The organism is Tessaracoccus zhenghani (genome assembly GCF_054552775.1).
The window spans coordinates 3,183,751-3,199,989 of record NZ_CM137275.1 but is presented as its reverse complement, the minus strand read 5'-3'; the positions used below and the strand labels follow the sequence as shown (position 1 = coordinate 3,199,989).

The following is a 16,239-nucleotide window of genomic DNA, read 5'->3' as shown; positions in this document are numbered from 1 at the left end:
GCTTTCGAACCCTGAACTGTCCCTGAGGTGCGTGGAATTGGGCTGGGTTCCCCCTTAAGGGTAGGGTCTGGAGCCATGGAAATCTTGCATGGAATCTTCTTTCTGCTCCACCTCATCGGCTTCGCGGCGCTCTTCGGAGGCGCTTTTGTTCAGCTGAAGGGCCCCACCGAATCGTCAATCCGGCCATGTTCCACGGTGCTCTCACGATGCTGATTTCGGGCCTGGCGCTGGTGGGCATTCTGGAGATGGGCGACGGCCACGTCAACAACGTCAAGATCGGCATCAAGCTGCTCGTGCTGATCGCGATCTTCGTGCTGGTGCTGATCAACCGCAAGAAGGATCAGGTGGCGCCCGGCCAGTTCTGGGGGATCTTCGCCCTCACGCTGCTCAACGCCGGCATCGCCGTCTTCTGGTGAGCCTCACGCGCTGATCGCGATGGCCACCGCGGCCCCGGCGATCAGCGCCGGGCCCATCGGCACGTCGGCCTTCCTGTCGCGCGTGACGATGAGCACGACCACGGCGAATAGCCCGTGCAGGACGATCCCGAAGAACAGGCCGCGCCCCACCGCCATCCAGCTGTACCAGCCGAGCACGGCGCCCAGTAGCGCCGACAGCTTCACATCCCCGAACCCGAGCATCCCGTTGGCCAGCAGTGCCGCGACGAAGAAGCCAGCGAACATCGCGAGCGCGGCCAGGAGTGCGCGGAGCAGCGCGCCCCAGCCCCCCGTCGTGGCGGCCATGGCGACGATGCCTATCGCCCAGGCGATGAGTCCGGTGAGGATTACAGTGTCGGGAAGCCGGTGTTCCTTGAGGTCGACGACGAACAGGACGCCAGCCAACCCGGCGATGACGGCCAGGGCTGCGGCCTCCAGAAGCTCCGAGGTGATGAGGCCTACCCCAGCCCCCAGAATCGCTGCCCGAGGTACCGTCCCGATGAGCTTCGTGGTCACCTCTAGCGCCACTCTGGGGAGGAACCTCGACGCCAGCCCGGCCACTGCTGCCGCCACCAGCGCGGTCCAGATCCAGGTCATCTGGAAAAGGCTTCGATGATGCCTATAGCCGCCGGCGTCATGATGACGATGATCAGCGCCGGCATGAGGAACAGAATGAGGGGGAAAACCACCTTGACGGGGATTTCCATGGCTTTATGCTCAGCACGCTGGCGGCGCGCTACGCGCTGCTCCTTGGCTTGGGTGTGAAGGACCTCGCTGAGGGCGATGCCGTGTTCCTCAGCTTGGATCACGGACCGGATGAAACGACGGAGTTCAGGGACTGCAAGCCGATCTGACAAGCCTTGATAGGCCACACGTCGTTGTTGGCCGAGTTGAATGTCCTGCAGCGTGCGGATGAGTTCAGGCGCCAACACACCCCGCCCGTTCCGGGCCACCCTGACGAGCGCAGCGTCGAAGCCCAGCCCTGCCTCGACAGCGATGCTCATCTGATCAAGGACATCCGGCAATTCCAGTTGGGCCGTTTCCCGACGCTTGATGCCGGTGTTCCACAAAAGGAGCTCCGGAAGAAAGAAGACAAAAGCGACGAGGAAGGCTCCGAACCCGATGGATCCGAGGGAGGGATTGTTCTTGACGAGGAGCAGCGCAAGGGCGACAGTGGCCAAGGTGGACATCATCTTGACGCTGATGACTCGCTCGAGGGGCCAAGCGGCCGGCCGACCAGCATGCATGAGTAGCTTGTCGAGATTACCCGCAACCCGCGTGCCCGCGAGCTTGAGACCGAGCGAGGGGGCTGCGACCAGTCTGCCTCCTGGTGCAGACGTGGACGAAAGGCCCCGCTGAAGGTTAGCGCGCACGTCTCGCTGGACACGGCCTTCCCCCACCAAGAGCAGATCGAGCAGATAGGCGATGCCGAGCACCAGGAGCGCCAAGCCGACGTAGACAAGAGAAGGCACCGGGCTCACCTCAGAACTTGATCTTCACGACGCGGCTCAGCCAGAACATACCCACAGCCATCATGATGCCGGCGAGGATCAGCGCACCAATGCCGATAATCGACTCGCCGAATCGGCCGATGTAGCTAGGGTTCGCGAGGGACAGCACCAGGAACATACCGGGTGGCAGCGCACCCAGGATGATTGCAGAGAGCTTGCCTTCAGCAGCCAATGCGCCCACTTGGCGCTTCAGCTGGACCCGCTCGCGGATGGTGGCGCCCACGCCGTTCAGCACGTCGGCCAAGTTGCCACCCACCTCGCGGTTGATGGCGATGGCCTGCACTACCCAATCGAAATCTTCACTCTCGTTGCGCCTGGCCACCTCGGCAAGGGACTCAACGAAGGGTCGACCCAGGCGGGTTTCGTTAACGACTCTGGAGAACTCCGTGGAAGTCGGTTCCTCAAGTTCTGTGGCAACAGTGGCGCAGGCCTGAGGCAGACTGAAACCAGCACGAAGACTGCCGGAGAGGCTGCTGAGGGTCTCCTCCAACTGCTCACCGAACAGGCGGCGGCGCTTGGCTGCTTTGGCACGGACGACGAGGACCGCAGCAACCGGCACAAGCAATGCTGCCAATAGCGCAAGGAGGGGGCCGCCGACGAGCAGCCCCAGAGCGAACCCGACGACCGAGCCCGAGGCGACCAGCACGAGGAAATCCTGCGGCCTCATGCGAATACCCGCAGAAGAGAGCGACTCCTGCACCGCGCCTGCTCTGCCACCCAGCGCATAACCGGCGACGCTGGAGGCCGCGCTCGCCGCCTGTGGCAACAATCCCGTAGGCGCCGCATCAGCAGGACGCCGACGAGACATCGGTACGGTGCGCCCAGCAGTGAAGTAGAGCACGAGACCCGTCACCAGAGCGACAGCCAGCAGGCCGCCACCGAGATACATCAGGGTCTGTGGGGTCATCGCACGCCGCCCCATACGGACCCGGGGCCCCGAAAGCGGCGGCGGACAACTCGATCCCCAGGTCCTGGAATCGGTCTGTAAACATGGGACGTACACCGGTGGGGATCGTTCGGCCACGGAAACGACCATTCTGATCAACGCCGGCCGAGTAATCGAAGAGGTACACATCTTGGAGCGTGATGATCTGCCCCTCCATGCCGCTCACTTCGGTGACCGCTGTAATTCGTCGGGTACCGTCACGCAACCGGGTCAGCTGCACAATGAGGTTCACCGCCGAACTGACCTGCTCTCTGATGGCGCGCAGGGGCAGTTCAAACCCGGACATCATGACGAGGGTCTCGAGTCTGGCGAGGCAGTCACGCGGTGAGTTGGCGTGCACCGTCGACAAAGAGCCGTCGTGGCCCGTGTTCATGGCCTGCAGCATGTCAAGAGCTTCCGCACCGCGAACCTCACCGACAACGATGCGATCGGGGCGCATTCGGAGTGAGTTGCGCACCAGCTCGCGGATGGTGATTTCTCCTCGACCTTCGATGTTCGCCGGTCTGGACTCCAACTGGATCACATGGTCCTGCTGCAATTGCAGTTCCACCGAGTCCTCGATGGAGATGATCCGCTCATCCCCCGGAATGAACGAACTCAACACGTTCAGAAGCGTCGTCTTGCCCGTGCCCGTACCACCGGAAACCAGGATGTTGAGCCTCGCCTCCACGCAAGCCCTCAGCAGTTCGGCCATCTCGGGTGTCATAGTGCCGAAGCGCTCGAGGTCAAGCACCGACAGAGCATCCCTCGAGAACTTTCGGATGGTCAAGGTGGAGCCGCTGACTGCGAGCGGCGGGATGATCGCATTGACACGCGAACCGTCTTCGAGGCGCGCATCCACCAGAGGAGAGGACTCGTCGATGCGGCGCCCCACTCTTGTCACGATGCGCTCAATGATGCGCCTCAGATGTGGCTCGCCGTCGAAGAAGACATCCGTCCTGGTAAGCCTGCCCTTTCGCTCGACATAGACCGAATCAGGCCCGTTGACCATGATCTCGGTGACTGTTGAATCTGACAGCAAGGGTTCGAGTGGCCCCAGCCCCAGCACGTCGGCCTCGACCTCTCGCATCAAGCGCTGGCGCTCGACGGTGGTCAAAGGCACCTTCGCCGCTTCAACCACCGAGTTGAGTTCGTCGGTCACCATGCTGCGCAAGCTGGACTCGTCCATATCGGGATCGTTCACCCGGGTGCCGAGTCGGGAAAACAGCGTGTCGACTGCGGAGGCTTTCAGCGCGCTCAGGGCATCGGTTCGGACCGGTGCTGCACTCGTGGACGAGGGTGCACGTTCTGACAGGCGCGGAGTCGCCCTCTGTGTCGGGGCCTGCTCAGTCAGTACTTCGTCATCACGCTGCGCCGGAGGGGACTCAGCCGAGCGCGCTCCGACTGGCTGGGGCTCCGAACGACCCCACGGGCTCTGAGCGCCTGCGTCGGGGGGAACCCAAGCACTTGGAGTCGGAGGTCCACCGGCCGCCTTCTGCGCCTCCTCCAAGCGCTGCCTGAGGTTCATTGCTTCCTCCGGAACAGCATCCCCTTGGTGCTGGGTCGAAAAATCGGCGCCACCATTTCAACCAGCGCGCCCAGGCCCCGGCTCACCGGGTCGCGGTTGCTGCTTTGCAGCAGAGGAATTCCCTGGTTGGTCGACAACGGGACTGCGTTGGACTGGGGCAGGGCGAGATCAACGCCTGCACGGATAGTGGCCTCGACATCGGGAATCGTCATGCCCCGGGACCGCTCGTTGAAGTTGACGACGATGGTGCGTCGGCCGACCACCATTTTGAGATCGTTGAGAGTGTCGATTTCCTTGCGCAGGCCACGGACGCCGGGCACGTCGAGGCTGGTCACCAACACCAGATGGTCTGTGTGATCCAGCGCGGCGAGTGTGTGGTCTGTCAGGCCGGGCGCGGTGTCGATCACCACGTAGGCGAACTGACCCCGAAGGAGGGATACGAGCTGCGCCAGATCATCGCCAGTAACAGTGTCTGCGTCGGCTGGCGAGTCTGAACCGGGTACCACGAATAGGCCCGTGACGTGCTGGGTCACATAGCTCTTCACGGCGATGCTGTCTCTGGCGGCCGGTCCCCTGGCGATGTCTGGGAGGGAATGCTGTGCCTGCAGGTTGAGGGCGCTGGCGACGTCCCCGAAATGTACATCTGCGTCGATCAGAACCACCTGCTGTGGAAACCGTTGAGCTAGGCCTACCGCGAGGTTCGTGGCTACAGTCGTCTTGCCGACCCCGCCCTTGGGTGAAGTGACTGTCACGACGATCCCTCTGGGACTCTGGTCGCTGGTTGGGGGCGGCAGCATCCCGGGCATGGCCTGGGTTCCACGCGCGGCGAACACGCGGTCCGCCGCCCTGTCCAGCGCCGCGCGAAGCTCGTGAGGCTCAGCAGTCAATGGAAGGACATCCCGGACCCCAGCCCTGACTGCGGCCAGCCCGATCAGAGCCGGGTCTGAGTGAACAAGCAACACATCAGTTTGTTGTGCGAGATCGGACGCGACTCGGACAACCACCTCTTCCATCCCCGTGGCATCGAGTACCACCACGTCTGGGATGGCCGCCCTACCGAACAATGCCACGACCGCATTGTCACCCTCAGAGATCTGCGGTGGGGGAACTCTGGTGAAGCCGTCCCCAATGGCCTGATGCAAACGTTCCTCGAGTGAGTCGTCAGAAGTACTCAGAAGCAGCTGGATCATTCGAACACCGTCCACGCTCCGACAACGCCGATCTTGGAGAAGTCCGTGGCCGGGGTTTGGCGGGTGAGCCAGAGCGCCCCGTACTCCTTCGTGAAGATGATCTTTCCGGCCAGAGGCGCGTCAACTGCTAGCGTCACGATGACCTCGGAGCCTGGCAGCGTCTCGCTGCCGGCTGTGGCGTCGCCAGAGGGTTGAGCTGAAGCGGGGGCCCCTTGAACACGCGCCACCAATACATCGTTCGCGATGAGTCCAGTAAGGGAGCGCTCGTCCTTCTCGCCATCGGTTGTCGGCGAAGCCGCAGGCGTCGGCGAAACGACGCCTTCAACCTCAACCTCCATCGACGCGAAGATGCCCACCTTGTCACCAGCGTTCAGTTGTGCCCCGGCCACTCGCTCGGGTGAGAGCTGAACGGAGATCAACTGGAGACCTTCAGGAATCGGTACCGAGGCCGCCACCTCGTTGTCGTCTCGGGCCACGAAGCGGGAGGCAAGCACCTGTTCTCCAACTTTAAGTGAGGTCAAGGCTATCTGGTCCTTGGGCAAGTCGTCCACGGCTCGAAAGGATCCTGCGACGACCGCATTAGCCGGGATGTCTCGGACTTCCACATATTCGGAAAGTTCGCTGACGCTCAAACCGGCAGGTACGTCCTGCACAACTACCAACACGGGCTGCGGGTCGAGCGAATCCAGTGCACGTTGATCAGCGCCCTGGACATAAACGAGGAGCAAGCCACCGCCCACAAGAGCAAGGACAAGGGCTAGCGCCCCGAAGATAACACGACGGTTCATTCTGCCTATCTCACTTGAGGGCGAGCCGGACGCTCGTCACTCCGTAGCTCGTGGAGGGCCCTGTAGCAGCGACGTCACCCAGCGTTGCAAAGCCGACGAAGGTTCCCTTGATCCATCCCTGACCGCCGCAAGCTTGGGTCGGCATGGCAAATGGGCCACCGGTGCTGGGCGAGACGCAGTAGGCCTCGATCTCCATGGCGGCGTACCCGCTCAAATGGAATTGTGCCTTATCGCCATTCTGTCGATTCGTGTCGTCAAAGATGGGTATCAGCACAGTCTTGCCGGGCGCGGCACCCAAAATCTTCTCGATTTCCGCCCGGGTACATCCGCCATCAAAGTTGTTGCCCGGCGAGCTGTTGACCCATGAGCCGGCTGACGTCGTGACTTCGCACGCGGAACTTGAGGTTTTCAGATAGCCAAAGCCTCCACCCGCCTCGTTGTGCGCCGCATTGTCCATACAGGTCAGTTCGTCTGAAGGCTCCAGGGGGAAATCCTTCCATTGGCTCTTGAACTGGATCTGGACTGGATCGCCCGCTTCCGGAAGCCCTTCGAAGCTGCTCGAGGTCGAGTTCTGCCAACGGAACTGGCAGAAACTGACCGCGAACGGAATAGTGGTGAGGCTCGAAGGTGAGCCTGACCAGCGGGCGACAGCCGTGGCGTCCACCGTGGTTTGTTTCACACCTAAGACTCCAGAGAGGATCGCCTCCCGCGTGTCGAAAAGCTGCACCTCAACGCGACCAGCCGCCTTATCGAGCCTCACTTCAACGTCGACGCTCGGATCAATGGACACAGTGCGGTTGTCTGCCTTGTACTGGCGTGCCGTCCCGAGGTTGTCGTCGCAATTGACTTCGCCAGCCGCACAAGCCTGTGCTATAGCTAAGGCTCCGGCGTCTGCGCCATTCTGAAGTTCTTTTTTATCCAGCCAGAGAGCACCGACGTCAACTGCTAGCGCTCCGAATCCGACAAGGACTACCAACATGATCCCGACGACGATCGCAGTCGCGCCACGTTCCTCGGTCAGCCTTACCCGTTGCATCGCATGGATCCCTGTCCCTCAAGCGTGATGTTGTCCAAGAAGAAGCCCGTGAGCCCGGGGTAGACATAACGGATTTTCACACTTGCTGCCGTTGCGGGACCGCCGCATGACTGTTCGATGCTGAACATAGAGGACGTCACCCCCACGGCCGCGCCCGCCTGCACCGCGGCGTCGCGCGCCTCGGATGCGTTCCCGCCAATCGCATAGACCCGCGCGCCCTCACGCGCCGCGCCAGCAATAGTGCCACGGACGAAAAAGGCATATCCGAACTCCAGGATGCCCATGAGCAGAGCCACTAACAGCATTGAGACGAGTGCGAACTCCACCGCAGCCGCTCCGCTTTCCTCACTTGCCCGCTTCATCGCCCCCCTGAATCCACTGTGTCGATTCTCAGGGGGCCGGGGAGGCCGAGCCACCACCGACCCTCTGAGAGCCAAGGTCAGAACTGGGCTAGGACAGTGTTGAAGGCTGCCAGGATTTCTTTTCCGAGCAAAAACACAACCGCCACGATGACTGCTGCGATGGCGGCGACCATGATGCCGTACTCGACTGCCGTGGCGCCCTTTTCAGACTTGGTCAGGCGGGCGATGCGGTACTGGAGCACCGGGAGAAGCTGAAGCATGATGTCTTCCTTTCGACGGGGGAAGATTTCCCGACCCGGCACAACTGACGGACTTCGGGCGACCCGTCCCCCAACGGGTCGCAAGCAGGACAATACATGATTTGCGGGAAAGTGCGAGTCCAAACATCCAAACTGAACCTTGGGCATGATAGAGGAGTGCATGCTGATCCCACTACCTGCCCACCGGCGCGTGACGCTAGGGTGGGTAGCACGTGACCATCTGGGGGGAGGGCACCATGCGACGTCTGTCAGCCGTGCTCGTAAGTTTGTTGCTTTGTTCGGCACAAATCGGGGCGGCGTTCGCCGCGCCGCCGGCCGCAACCATCGACGACATCCTCGAGGCCCTCCAGGTCCGTCCACAGGAATCCGACTACGTGATCGTCGTCGACACGTCGCTGTCGATGCGGGCGGAAGAACGCTACGCCAGGGTCGCTGAAGCGCTGGGCGTGACGCTCACGCAGTTGCAGCCCACCGACCACGTGGCGCTCATCACCTTCGACGACGGCGCACGAGTCGCCTACCGCGGACCCCGCGGAGACGACCCCCAGGCAGTGCTGAACGAACTCCCCGCGCAGCCATCCGGTGATCAGACCGACATCGGCGCCGGCCTCGAACTTGGCCTTGAGGAGCTTGAACGCCCCGACGCCAAGGCTGCCGGCGCTCTGGTCCTCATCACCGACGGCGACCTCGACACCAAGCCGGACTCGCCGTTCGCTGAGCCCACCTCCGAGGGGTGGGTAGACCTCAAGGCGCGGGCCGCGGCCCTGAGCGGCAGGGACATCGCCACCTACGCCCTGTCAGTGGGAGAAGAAACCGACGCCGGCCTGATGACCGGGGTGTTCCCGGATACGCAGGAGATCCCCGTCGCCCAGTTCGCCGACGTGCTGAGCGACCTGCGCATGCAGCTGCTCACATTCCAGGCCAAGCAGAAGCTGGATCCCGACCTGGAGGCCGGCGCCCTCACGGCGAAATTCACTGACACCAAGGCCCTCGGCTCCGGCGAGCACGCCACAACTCTGCAGGTCTCGTCCACCTACGGCCTCCTGCCCACCCACCTCACGGGCCTCGCGGCGGAAGTTACCGGCTCAGCTCCGGTCACCGTCGAAGGGCTGCCGGACGAAGTGGTTCTGGCCCCCGGCCAAACCGTCGACCTTCCCTTGACCTTGACCGTCGGCGAGTGGGACGGCAGCCAATCCGACCTCCTCGTCACTGCCGTGGCGGACAGCTCCTGGAGCGAGGTGGTGCGCACGGAGCTGCGGACCCCCGTGGAACTGGCCCTGACGGCCGCCCCGCTCCAGCTGGTCGACGAGCCGGTGCCCGCCGCGTCAGAAGACGCAGTCGCCGGAGAGACACCACAGCCGAGTCCCTCCCCCACCCCACTGGCACCCCCTCCGGCCGAGACTGAGCAGGCTGAACTCGATCCGCTCCCGCTCATCATCGGCGGCGCGGTGCTCGTCCTCCTAGCCCTGGCGGCGCTCTTCTACCTCAGCCGCCCCAAGCTCGAGGGAGCCCTCACCGTGCTGCGCGACGGGCAACTGGTGCAGGAACTGCTGCTCACCGGAAGGTCTGTGACGTTGACTCCCCCGGAGCCGGGGATGGGACCCTCCGGTGCGGCGTCGGCGGCCGGCAAGCGCGAACAGGTGATCGTGAAGGCCTCCGTTGACGGCGAGAAGGCGGTCAAGGCCAAGCTGGCCGACGGCGAAAGCGTTCGCGTGGGCGAGTACGAACTCGTCTACACCGGCACCCGAAGCCGGGTGTTGGCGAAGATCAGCTGAACAGCGGGAGAGGCTAGACCAGGTGGCGGTCGGTGGCCCACTTCGTGAGCTGGTGCCGGTTCGACAGCTGCAGCTTCCGCAGCACCGACGACACGTGGGTCTCCACCGTCTTGATCGAGATGAACAGCTCCTTCGCGACCTCCTTGTAGGAGTAGCCGCGGGCGATGAGCTTCATCACCTCGCGCTCGCGGGCGCTCAGCTTGTCCAGTTCCTCGTCCACCTGCGCGATGTCGATGGCGCCGCTGAAGGCGTCCAGCACGAAGCCCGCCAGCCGCGGGGAGAACACCGCGTCACCGGCGGCCACGCGCGCCATCCCCTCGATCAGTTCCTCCGAGCTGATCGACTTGGTCACGTAGCCGCGGGCGCCGGCGCGGATGACGCCGATCACGTCCTGCGCCGCGTCGGAAACCGACAGCGCGAGGAACTTCACATCCGGCTTCGTGGGCAGCACCTGCTTGATCACTTCAGCACCGCCTCCACCGGGGAGGTGCACGTCGAGCAGCACGACGTCGGGTTCAGTCTCGAGGATTGCCTTCACCGCGGTCTCGACGTCCTCACCCTCACCCACGATGGTGACGTGCTGGCCGATCTCGTGGTTGACGCCCGCCCGGAACATCGCGTGGTCATCAACTATGACAACCCGCAACCCGGCCACATCATGGGCCTGATCCTCACTCATCCGCTCATCTCCAGTTTCACTTCAGTGCCGTCCCCGAGCTCCGAGCGGATCGTCGCGCTACCCCCGTAACGTTCCATGCGAGCCCGGATCGATTCTCTCACGCCCATGCGTCCGTCGGGCAATTGCTCGGTATCGAACCCCTTGCCACGGTCCCGAATGAACACCTCGATCTGTCCATCGTCCACTTCGGCATACACGTCGACGCGTGACGCGCCCGAATGCTTGGCCGCATTCGTGACGGCTTCACCGGTGGCGAGGATGAGGGCCTCCACCTTGTCGTCGACGGTGGCGTCACCCACACAGACCAGTTCGACGTCGACGGGGAACCGGCCCTCCACGTCGGTGGCCATCTCCTGCAGGGCGGAACGCAGCGACGCGGCCCGGGCCGTCTCGCCGTAGAGCCAGGTGCGCAGTTCACGCTCCTGACGGCGGGCCAGTTGGGCGACGGTGGCGGAATCGTCGGCCTGCCGCTGGATGAGGGCAAGCGTCTGGAGGACGGAATCATGCAGGTGCGCAGCCATGTCGGCGCGCGCCTCGGCGCGGTGGCGCTCCGCGTCGGCACGACGCACCCGGTTGCGGTGCTGGTACAGCCACGGGGCCGCCACGATGAACAGGCCGGCCAGGAGCAGCGCGGAGGCGCCGAGCACCCCTGGGAGTTGGGCCAGGCCGATCTGCGTGGCCAGCGTCCACGAGATGCCGGCGCCCACGAGCACCAGCCCGCCGACCAGGCGCACGATGCTCATCGTGCCGCCGCCGCGGGTGACGCGGGCCCACAACCGCGTGTCGGTGCTGCGGGTGGTGGCCACGCGCTCGTCGACCTGCAGCCAGATCACGATGATGCCCACACCACCGATCACCATCGGCCAGAACAGCGCCGTCGGGACCACACCGCCCGAGACGAAAAGCCACAGCAGGCCGACGACCACCAGGCCCCCGGCCACCAGCACACCGTGGTCCGGGCGCGAGGCGGGCAGCAGCGTGGGGCGCATGCCGCGTCGGGTGGCGGCCTCGAGGCCCGCGGCCTCCTCCAACCTGCCGCTCGGCAGCAGCACCCACATGGCGCCGTAGGCGAGCAGACCCAGGCCGGAGAGCAGGGCGGCGATCACGAAGGCCAACCGCACCATGCGCACGTTGACGCCCAGGTGGGCGGCGAGACCAGCGGCGACACCGGCGATCACCCCGGACTCGACGCGGCGTTGCAGCGGCGCGCGCGTGGGCGCGTTGGGCACCACCGGTAGCTGAGTCATGACCCCAGATTGTCACGGGCATCCCCCTCAGGCCAGACCGGAGAGCCGTTTCCAGGGGCGCTTCAGGGGCTCACCCGATGCTCTTTCGGCCCAGGCGAGAGCAGACTGGAGCCATGACCACAGAACTCGACCTCGGCTGGTTCGACCCGAGCCTCGGCGCCCTGCAGCGCCCGGAGGCCGCCGGCGTCTCCACCGGCCTCAGCCGCGCCATCGCCGAGCGTCTGGGCGTCGACGTGGTCCTCGTGCGCGTCGTGTTCATCGTGCTCGCCTTCTGCGCCGGCCTCGGCCTGGCACTCTACGGCTGGGGCACCGTCCTGACCCGCGGCCCGCAGGGCACCCGCCCCATCGACCAGGTGCTGCCCGGCTTCCGGGACTGGTCCCCCTTGATGCAGAAGGCCGCCGTAGTGATCTCCACCATCATCGTGGTGGCCACCCTCGACGCCGCCCTCCCCCTCCCCTGGGGCGCCGGCGTCCTGGTGCTCATCGCGCTGGTGCTGGTTCGCCGTCGCGCGCGGAACTCCGGAGCGTTCCCGCCGGCCCACTACCCGCCCTCCGGCCCCTCCGCCGCGGGATCGACCCGCTACGTCCCCGGCGCCCCCCGCCTCTTCCCCCCGGCCGCGCCCACCGTCGCCCCGCTCGACGACCAGACCCTGGTCGAGCACTGGCGCCGCAGCATCAACGAGGCAGTGGGCTCGCATCGCGCGGCGGTGCCGTCGCGGCAGTTGCCCACCGTCGACCTCTACGCCCCGGAGGAGCCGCCGGCGCCGCGCATCCTGGTGCCGCAGGCCAAGAACGGTTGGTGGATGGGCGTCGCGGTCATCGTGGCGATGATGGCAGCGTCGTTCGTCTCGGCCGGGCTACTCGGCTTCGACCTGAGCACCACGCTCGCCGCGACCACCGCCACCGGCGGCGTGGTCACCGTGATCTGCGCCCTGGCCGCCCGCGACCGCCGGATCCCCCGCGTGGTGCTGGCCGCTCTGGCCGCCTCGATCGTCGCGACGGGGTGGCTCGCCACCCAGACCGCCGTCGGCCCCGCCCTTGCCCCCGCCGAGGACACCCACGTGGTGCGGCTCGTGGGCAGGGAGGGCGTCGTGGACCTGAGCGGCGTGGAGCTCGAAGACCGGACGGTACTGCGGGTCGAGGTGATCGCCTCCGACGTCGAGCTGATCCTGCCCGGGCCCGTCGAGGAGATGACCACCACCTCGTGGCTGGCCGACGTCACCATGGCACCGGGAAGCCCCGCAGACGGTGGCACGGCGACCGGGGGTCTCCACATCGACGTCCATGCCCAACTGTCCGACGTGCTCATCAAGGAGTCCGCATGAACCGCCCATCGCTCGACATCGCCGCCCTGGCCATCGGCCTCGTGGCCGTCGGCTTCGCCGTCGTACTCCTCCTCGCGGGGCACATCGCCTCACCCCTCATTCAGCCCATCCTCGCCGTCACCCTGGCCGCAGCAGGCACGATCGGGCTCCTCGCAACACGTGGCCGCACCACCCACCGGAAGGAACAATCATGAAACTCACCCGCTCCCGTAACGGCATGATCGGTGGCGTCGCCGCCGGCGTCGCCAAGGCCATCAACGTCGACGTCACCATGGTGCGCGTCGCCTTCATCCTCATCTCGATCTTCGCCGGCAGCGGCCTGCTCGTGTACCTCATCCTGTGGGCGGTGATCCCCCGCGAAGACGGCGGCACCATCGCCGAGGAGGGGTTCGACAAGGCACGCACCTGGTACGACGACCGGAAGAACCAGGGCCCCAAGGGACCCAACTACGACATCTGACCGCACAGGAAAACCCCCAAGCTGCAACGCAGCTTGGGGGTTTTCGTCACTCCCACTCGATGGTGCCCGGCGGCTTGCTCGTGATGTCGAGCGCCACGCGGTTGACCTCAGGGCATTCGTTGGTGATGCGGCTGGAGATCTTCTCCAGCAGCTCGTAGGGCAGACGGGCCCAGTCTGCCGTCATCGCGTCGTCGGACACGACCGGGCGCAGCACGATGGGGTGGCCGTAGGTGCGGCCGTCGCCCTGCACGCCCACCGAGCGGACATCGGCCAGCAGCACGACGGGGAACTGCCAGATCTCGCGCTCCAGCTTGGCGTTGGCCAGTTCCTCCCGCGCGATGGCGTCAGCCTGGCGGAGGATCGCGAGGCGGTCCTCGGTGATCTCGCCGACGATGCGGATGGCCAGGCCGGGGCCGGGGAACGGATGGCGCCACACCATGGCCTCAGGAAGGCCGAGCTGCTCGCCCACGGCGCGCACCTCGTCCTTGAACATCTGGCGCAGCGGCTCGATCAGCGTGAACTGCAGGTCGTCTGGCAGGCCGCCGACGTTGTGGTGGCTCTTGATGTTGGCCGCGCCCTCGCCGCCGCCGGACTCGACGACGTCCGGGTACAGCGTGCCCTGGACGAGGAAGTCGATGCCACGGTCGCCCGCGATCTCTCGCGCCTTCTCCTCGAAGGTGCGGATGAACTCGCGGCCGATGATCTTGCGCTTCTCCTCCGGATCGCTGACGCCTGCCAGCGCGGTGAGGAAGCGCTCACGCTCGTCGGCGAAGACGAGGTCCACGCCGGTGGCCGCCACGAAGTCCGTGCGGACCTGCTCCACCTCGCCCTCACGCAGGAGGCCGTGGTCGACGAACACGCACGTGAGCTGCGAGCCGATGGCCTGCTGCACGAGCGCGGCGGCGACGGCGGAGTCGACGCCGCCGGACAGCGCGCAGAGGACATGCTTGTCGCCCACCTGGCTGCGGACCGCGTTGATGGACTCCATGACCATGTTCTCCGGGGTCCAGTCGGCAGTCAGCTTGGCGATGTTGAACAGGAAGTGTTCAATGACCTGCTGGCCCCACTGGGTGTGGTTGACCTCGGGGTGCCACTGCACGCCGGCGAGCCCGCGCTCCCTGTCCTCGAACGCCGCCACCGGGGCGCCAGCGGTACGGGCGAGGACCTTGAATCCCTTGGGGGCCTTGCTGACGGAGTCGCCGTGCGACATCCAGACGTTGAGGGTGTTGGGCAGCGAGCCGAGCAGGCAGCCACCCTCGGCTATCGACAGGGACGTGCGGCCGTACTCGCGCTGGCCGGTCTTCGCGACCGTGCCGCCGAGGGCCTGCGCCATCGCCTGGAAGCCGTAGCAGATGCCCAGGACCGGGACCCCTGCGCTGAAGATGCCGGGATCAACAGAGGGCGCGTCGTCGGCGTACACCGAGGACGGTCCACCGGAGAGGATGATCGCGGCGGGCTTCTGGGCCATCATCTCCTCGACGCTCAGCCTGTGGCTGACGATCTCCGAGTACACATTGGCCTCGCGCACACGGCGCGCGATCAGTTGGGCGTACTGGGCGCCGAAGTCGACGACCAGCACCTTCTCGTGGGCAGTCATGGTGAGGAGTCTAATGTCGCGGGGCGGCTCCGCCCTAACGGGGAGAGCCTCGCTCACCGACCCTGGACACGTCGCCAGCTCGTCGGGATCGAGGCACGTCAGCCGTGCCCTGGAAAAATTCGTGGAGCCGAATTCCCGCGCCGGGGAATAATCCCCCTGTCAGCGCGGTTGGCGGTGGCATGAGCATTTACTCTGACGTCACGGCCCTCGTCGGTCGCACCCCCCTCGTGAAGCTGAACCGGGTCGCCGGCGACAACGCCATCGTCGCCGCGAAGCTCGAGTTCTACAACCCCGCCAACTCCGTCAAGGACCGCATCGGCGTGGCCATCGTCGACGCAGCTGAGGCTTCCGGCGAACTGCAGCCCGGCGGCACCATCGTCGAGGGCACCTCGGGCAACACCGGTATCGCTCTTGCCATGGTGGGCGCCGCCCGCGGCTACAAGGTGGTCCTGACCATGCCCGAGACCATGTCGCTGGAGCGCCGCGCACTGCTGCGCGCCTACGGTGCCGAGCTCGTGCTGACCCCCGGCCCCGCCGGCATGCGCGGCGCCGTCGAGCGCGCCGAGGAGATCGCGGCCGAGCGCGGCGGCATCCTCGCCCGCCAGTTCGCCAACCCCGCCAACGTGGAGATCCACCGCACCACCACCGCCGAGGAGATCTGGAACGACACCGACGGCGCCGTAGACATCGTCGTGGCGGGAATCGGCACCGGCGGCACCATCTCCGGTGTCGGCCAGGTCCTGAAGGAGCGCAAGCCCAGCGTCCAGATCGTCGCCGTGGAACCGCAGGAATCAGCGATCCTCTCCGGCGGCCAGCCCGGCCCGCACAAGATCCAGGGCATCGGCGCCAACTTCATCCCCGAGATCCTGGACCGTTCCGTCATCGACGAGGTCCTGCCCCGCAACATCGACCAGGCCGTCGACTTCGCCCGCCGAGCCGCACGCGAGGAGGGCCTCCTGGTCGGCCTGTCCTCCGGCGCCGCACTGTCGGCCGCAGCCGAGGTTGCAGCCCGCCCGGAGAATGCCGGCAAGACCATCGTGGTCATCGTCCCGTCGTTCGGCGAGCGCTACCTCTCCACCGTCCTGTTCGAGGGCCTGATCGACAACTGATCGACCAACTATC

18 protein-coding genes are annotated in these 16,239 nt (G+C 65.6%); 6 read left to right on the top strand and 12 right to left on the bottom strand.

Features of this window, described 5'->3' with window-relative positions; all coding sequences use genetic code 11:
• Positions 1–185 precede the first annotated feature (185 nt).
• A complete protein-coding gene (locus ACX1DX_RS15085; RefSeq protein ID WP_459397235.1) occupies positions 186–416 on the top strand; it encodes a hypothetical protein in 231 nt (76 codons plus the stop codon).
• Positions 417–419: 3 nt separating this feature from the next.
• Here ACX1DX_RS15085 and ACX1DX_RS15080 read toward each other — a convergent pair whose 3' ends face one another.
• The 9 genes from ACX1DX_RS15080 to ACX1DX_RS15040 form a co-directional block, all read right to left on the bottom strand.
• Positions 420–1,031 carry a prepilin peptidase gene (locus ACX1DX_RS15080; RefSeq protein WP_459397234.1) on the bottom strand — a complete coding sequence of 204 codons (612 nt, stop codon included), beginning with the start codon at positions 1,029–1,031 and terminating at the stop codon, positions 420–422.
• Positions 1,028–1,906: a type II secretion system F family protein gene (locus ACX1DX_RS15075; RefSeq protein WP_459397233.1), complete on the bottom strand. Its 879-nt coding sequence runs from the start codon at positions 1,904–1,906 to the stop codon at positions 1,028–1,030. The genes ACX1DX_RS15080 and ACX1DX_RS15075 overlap by 4 nt, the downstream gene beginning before the upstream one ends.
• A gap of 10 nt (positions 1,907–1,916) precedes the next feature.
• Positions 1,917–2,786 carry a type II secretion system F family protein gene (locus ACX1DX_RS15070; RefSeq protein WP_459397232.1) on the bottom strand — a complete coding sequence of 290 codons (870 nt, stop codon included), beginning with the start codon at positions 2,784–2,786 and terminating at the stop codon, positions 1,917–1,919.
• The gene (locus ACX1DX_RS15065) at positions 2,731–4,059 is read right to left on the bottom strand and encodes a TadA family conjugal transfer-associated ATPase (RefSeq protein WP_459397231.1); all 1,329 of its coding nucleotides are present in this window, start codon (positions 4,057–4,059) and stop codon (positions 2,731–2,733) included. Before ACX1DX_RS15065 ends, ACX1DX_RS15070 begins: the two co-directional genes overlap by 56 nt.
• Before the next feature lie 335 nt (positions 4,060–4,394).
• Positions 4,395–5,588, bottom strand: a complete 1,194-nt coding sequence (locus ACX1DX_RS15060; protein ID WP_459397230.1) for a CpaE/TadZ family protein — start codon at positions 5,586–5,588, stop codon at positions 4,395–4,397.
• Positions 5,585–6,376 (bottom strand): CpaB family protein, encoded by a 792-nt coding sequence (locus ACX1DX_RS15055; protein ID WP_459397229.1) that lies wholly within the window; start codon positions 6,374–6,376, stop codon positions 5,585–5,587. Before ACX1DX_RS15055 ends, ACX1DX_RS15060 begins: the two co-directional genes overlap by 4 nt.
• A 10-nt stretch (positions 6,377–6,386) precedes the next feature.
• Entirely contained in the window at positions 6,387–7,412 is a 1,026-nt protein-coding gene (locus tag ACX1DX_RS15050) for a pilus assembly protein TadG-related protein (RefSeq protein ID WP_459397228.1), read from the bottom strand.
• The gene (locus tag ACX1DX_RS15045; protein WP_459397227.1) at positions 7,400–7,774 is read right to left on the bottom strand and encodes a TadE family protein; all 375 of its coding nucleotides are present in this window, start codon (positions 7,772–7,774) and stop codon (positions 7,400–7,402) included. The genes ACX1DX_RS15050 and ACX1DX_RS15045 overlap by 13 nt, the downstream gene beginning before the upstream one ends.
• A 77-nt stretch (positions 7,775–7,851) precedes the next feature.
• Complete coding sequence (locus ACX1DX_RS15040) at positions 7,852–8,034, bottom strand: Flp family type IVb pilin (RefSeq protein WP_459397226.1); 183 nt, start codon at positions 8,032–8,034, stop codon at positions 7,852–7,854.
• 212 nt (positions 8,035–8,246) lie between these two features.
• On the opposite strand from ACX1DX_RS15040, the gene ACX1DX_RS15035 reads away from it, so the two are divergent.
• Complete coding sequence (locus ACX1DX_RS15035; protein WP_459397225.1) at positions 8,247–9,809, top strand: VWA domain-containing protein; 1,563 nt, start codon at positions 8,247–8,249, stop codon at positions 9,807–9,809.
• A 13-nt stretch (positions 9,810–9,822) separates the two neighbouring features.
• On the opposite strand, the gene ACX1DX_RS15030 is transcribed toward ACX1DX_RS15035, so the two are convergent.
• Complete coding sequence (locus tag ACX1DX_RS15030) at positions 9,823–10,488, bottom strand: response regulator (RefSeq protein ID WP_076064146.1); 666 nt, start codon at positions 10,486–10,488, stop codon at positions 9,823–9,825.
• A complete protein-coding gene (locus ACX1DX_RS15025) occupies positions 10,485–11,735 on the bottom strand; it encodes a PspC domain-containing protein (protein WP_459397224.1) in 1,251 nt (416 codons plus the stop codon). The genes ACX1DX_RS15030 and ACX1DX_RS15025 overlap by 4 nt, the downstream gene beginning before the upstream one ends.
• A gap of 113 nt (positions 11,736–11,848) precedes the next feature.
• Between ACX1DX_RS15025 and ACX1DX_RS15020 the strand changes: the two genes are divergently transcribed.
• From ACX1DX_RS15020 to ACX1DX_RS15010, 3 genes are read left to right on the top strand one after another with little or no spacing between them, the layout of a single operon-like run.
• Positions 11,849–13,060, top strand: a complete 1,212-nt coding sequence (locus tag ACX1DX_RS15020) for a PspC domain-containing protein (protein WP_459397223.1) — start codon at positions 11,849–11,851, stop codon at positions 13,058–13,060.
• Positions 13,057–13,254, top strand: coding sequence for a hypothetical protein (locus ACX1DX_RS15015; RefSeq protein ID WP_083665385.1), 198 nt, complete (start codon positions 13,057–13,059; stop codon positions 13,252–13,254). Before ACX1DX_RS15020 ends, ACX1DX_RS15015 begins: the two co-directional genes overlap by 4 nt.
• Positions 13,251–13,520, top strand: coding sequence for a PspC domain-containing protein (locus ACX1DX_RS15010; RefSeq protein ID WP_083665386.1), 270 nt, complete (start codon positions 13,251–13,253; stop codon positions 13,518–13,520). The genes ACX1DX_RS15015 and ACX1DX_RS15010 overlap by 4 nt, the downstream gene beginning before the upstream one ends.
• Positions 13,521–13,566: 46 nt before the next feature.
• Here ACX1DX_RS15010 and guaA read toward each other — a convergent pair whose 3' ends face one another.
• Complete coding sequence (gene guaA, locus ACX1DX_RS15005) at positions 13,567–15,117, bottom strand: glutamine-hydrolyzing GMP synthase (RefSeq protein WP_459397222.1); 1,551 nt, start codon at positions 15,115–15,117, stop codon at positions 13,567–13,569.
• Positions 15,118–15,296: 179 nt separating this feature from the next.
• Between guaA and cysK the strand changes: the two genes are divergently transcribed.
• Positions 15,297–16,226: a cysteine synthase A gene (gene cysK / locus ACX1DX_RS15000; protein WP_076059578.1), complete on the top strand. Its 930-nt coding sequence runs from the start codon at positions 15,297–15,299 to the stop codon at positions 16,224–16,226.
• Positions 16,227–16,239: the final 13 nt, after the last annotated feature.

Coding starts and splice junctions, on each gene's coding strand:
- cysK (WP_076059578.1), top strand. CDS start 15,297: ATGAGCATTTACTCTGACGTCACGGCCCTCGTCGGTCGCACCCCCCTC.
- ACX1DX_RS15065 (WP_459397231.1), bottom strand. CDS start 4,059: ATGGACGAGTCCAGCTTGCGCAGCATGGTGACCGACGAACTCAACTCG.
- guaA (WP_459397222.1), bottom strand. CDS start 15,117: ATGACTGCCCACGAGAAGGTGCTGGTCGTCGACTTCGGCGCCCAGTAC.
- ACX1DX_RS15020 (WP_459397223.1), top strand. CDS start 11,849: ATGACCACAGAACTCGACCTCGGCTGGTTCGACCCGAGCCTCGGCGCC.
- ACX1DX_RS15025 (WP_459397224.1), bottom strand. CDS start 11,735: ATGACTCAGCTACCGGTGGTGCCCAACGCGCCCACGCGCGCGCCGCTG.
- ACX1DX_RS15030 (WP_076064146.1), bottom strand. CDS start 10,488: ATGAGTGAGGATCAGGCCCATGATGTGGCCGGGTTGCGGGTTGTCATA.
- ACX1DX_RS15040 (WP_459397226.1), bottom strand. CDS start 8,034: ATGCTTCAGCTTCTCCCGGTGCTCCAGTACCGCATCGCCCGCCTGACC.
- ACX1DX_RS15015 (WP_083665385.1), top strand. CDS start 13,057: ATGAACCGCCCATCGCTCGACATCGCCGCCCTGGCCATCGGCCTCGTG.
- ACX1DX_RS15085 (WP_459397235.1), top strand. CDS start 186: ATGTTCCACGGTGCTCTCACGATGCTGATTTCGGGCCTGGCGCTGGTG.
- ACX1DX_RS15050 (WP_459397228.1), bottom strand. CDS start 7,412: ATGCAACGGGTAAGGCTGACCGAGGAACGTGGCGCGACTGCGATCGTC.
- ACX1DX_RS15060 (WP_459397230.1), bottom strand. CDS start 5,588: ATGATCCAGCTGCTTCTGAGTACTTCTGACGACTCACTCGAGGAACGT.
- ACX1DX_RS15080 (WP_459397234.1), bottom strand. CDS start 1,031: ATGACCTGGATCTGGACCGCGCTGGTGGCGGCAGCAGTGGCCGGGCTG.
- ACX1DX_RS15010 (WP_083665386.1), top strand. CDS start 13,251: ATGAAACTCACCCGCTCCCGTAACGGCATGATCGGTGGCGTCGCCGCC.
- ACX1DX_RS15055 (WP_459397229.1), bottom strand. CDS start 6,376: ATGAACCGTCGTGTTATCTTCGGGGCGCTAGCCCTTGTCCTTGCTCTT.
- ACX1DX_RS15045 (WP_459397227.1), bottom strand. CDS start 7,774: ATGAAGCGGGCAAGTGAGGAAAGCGGAGCGGCTGCGGTGGAGTTCGCA.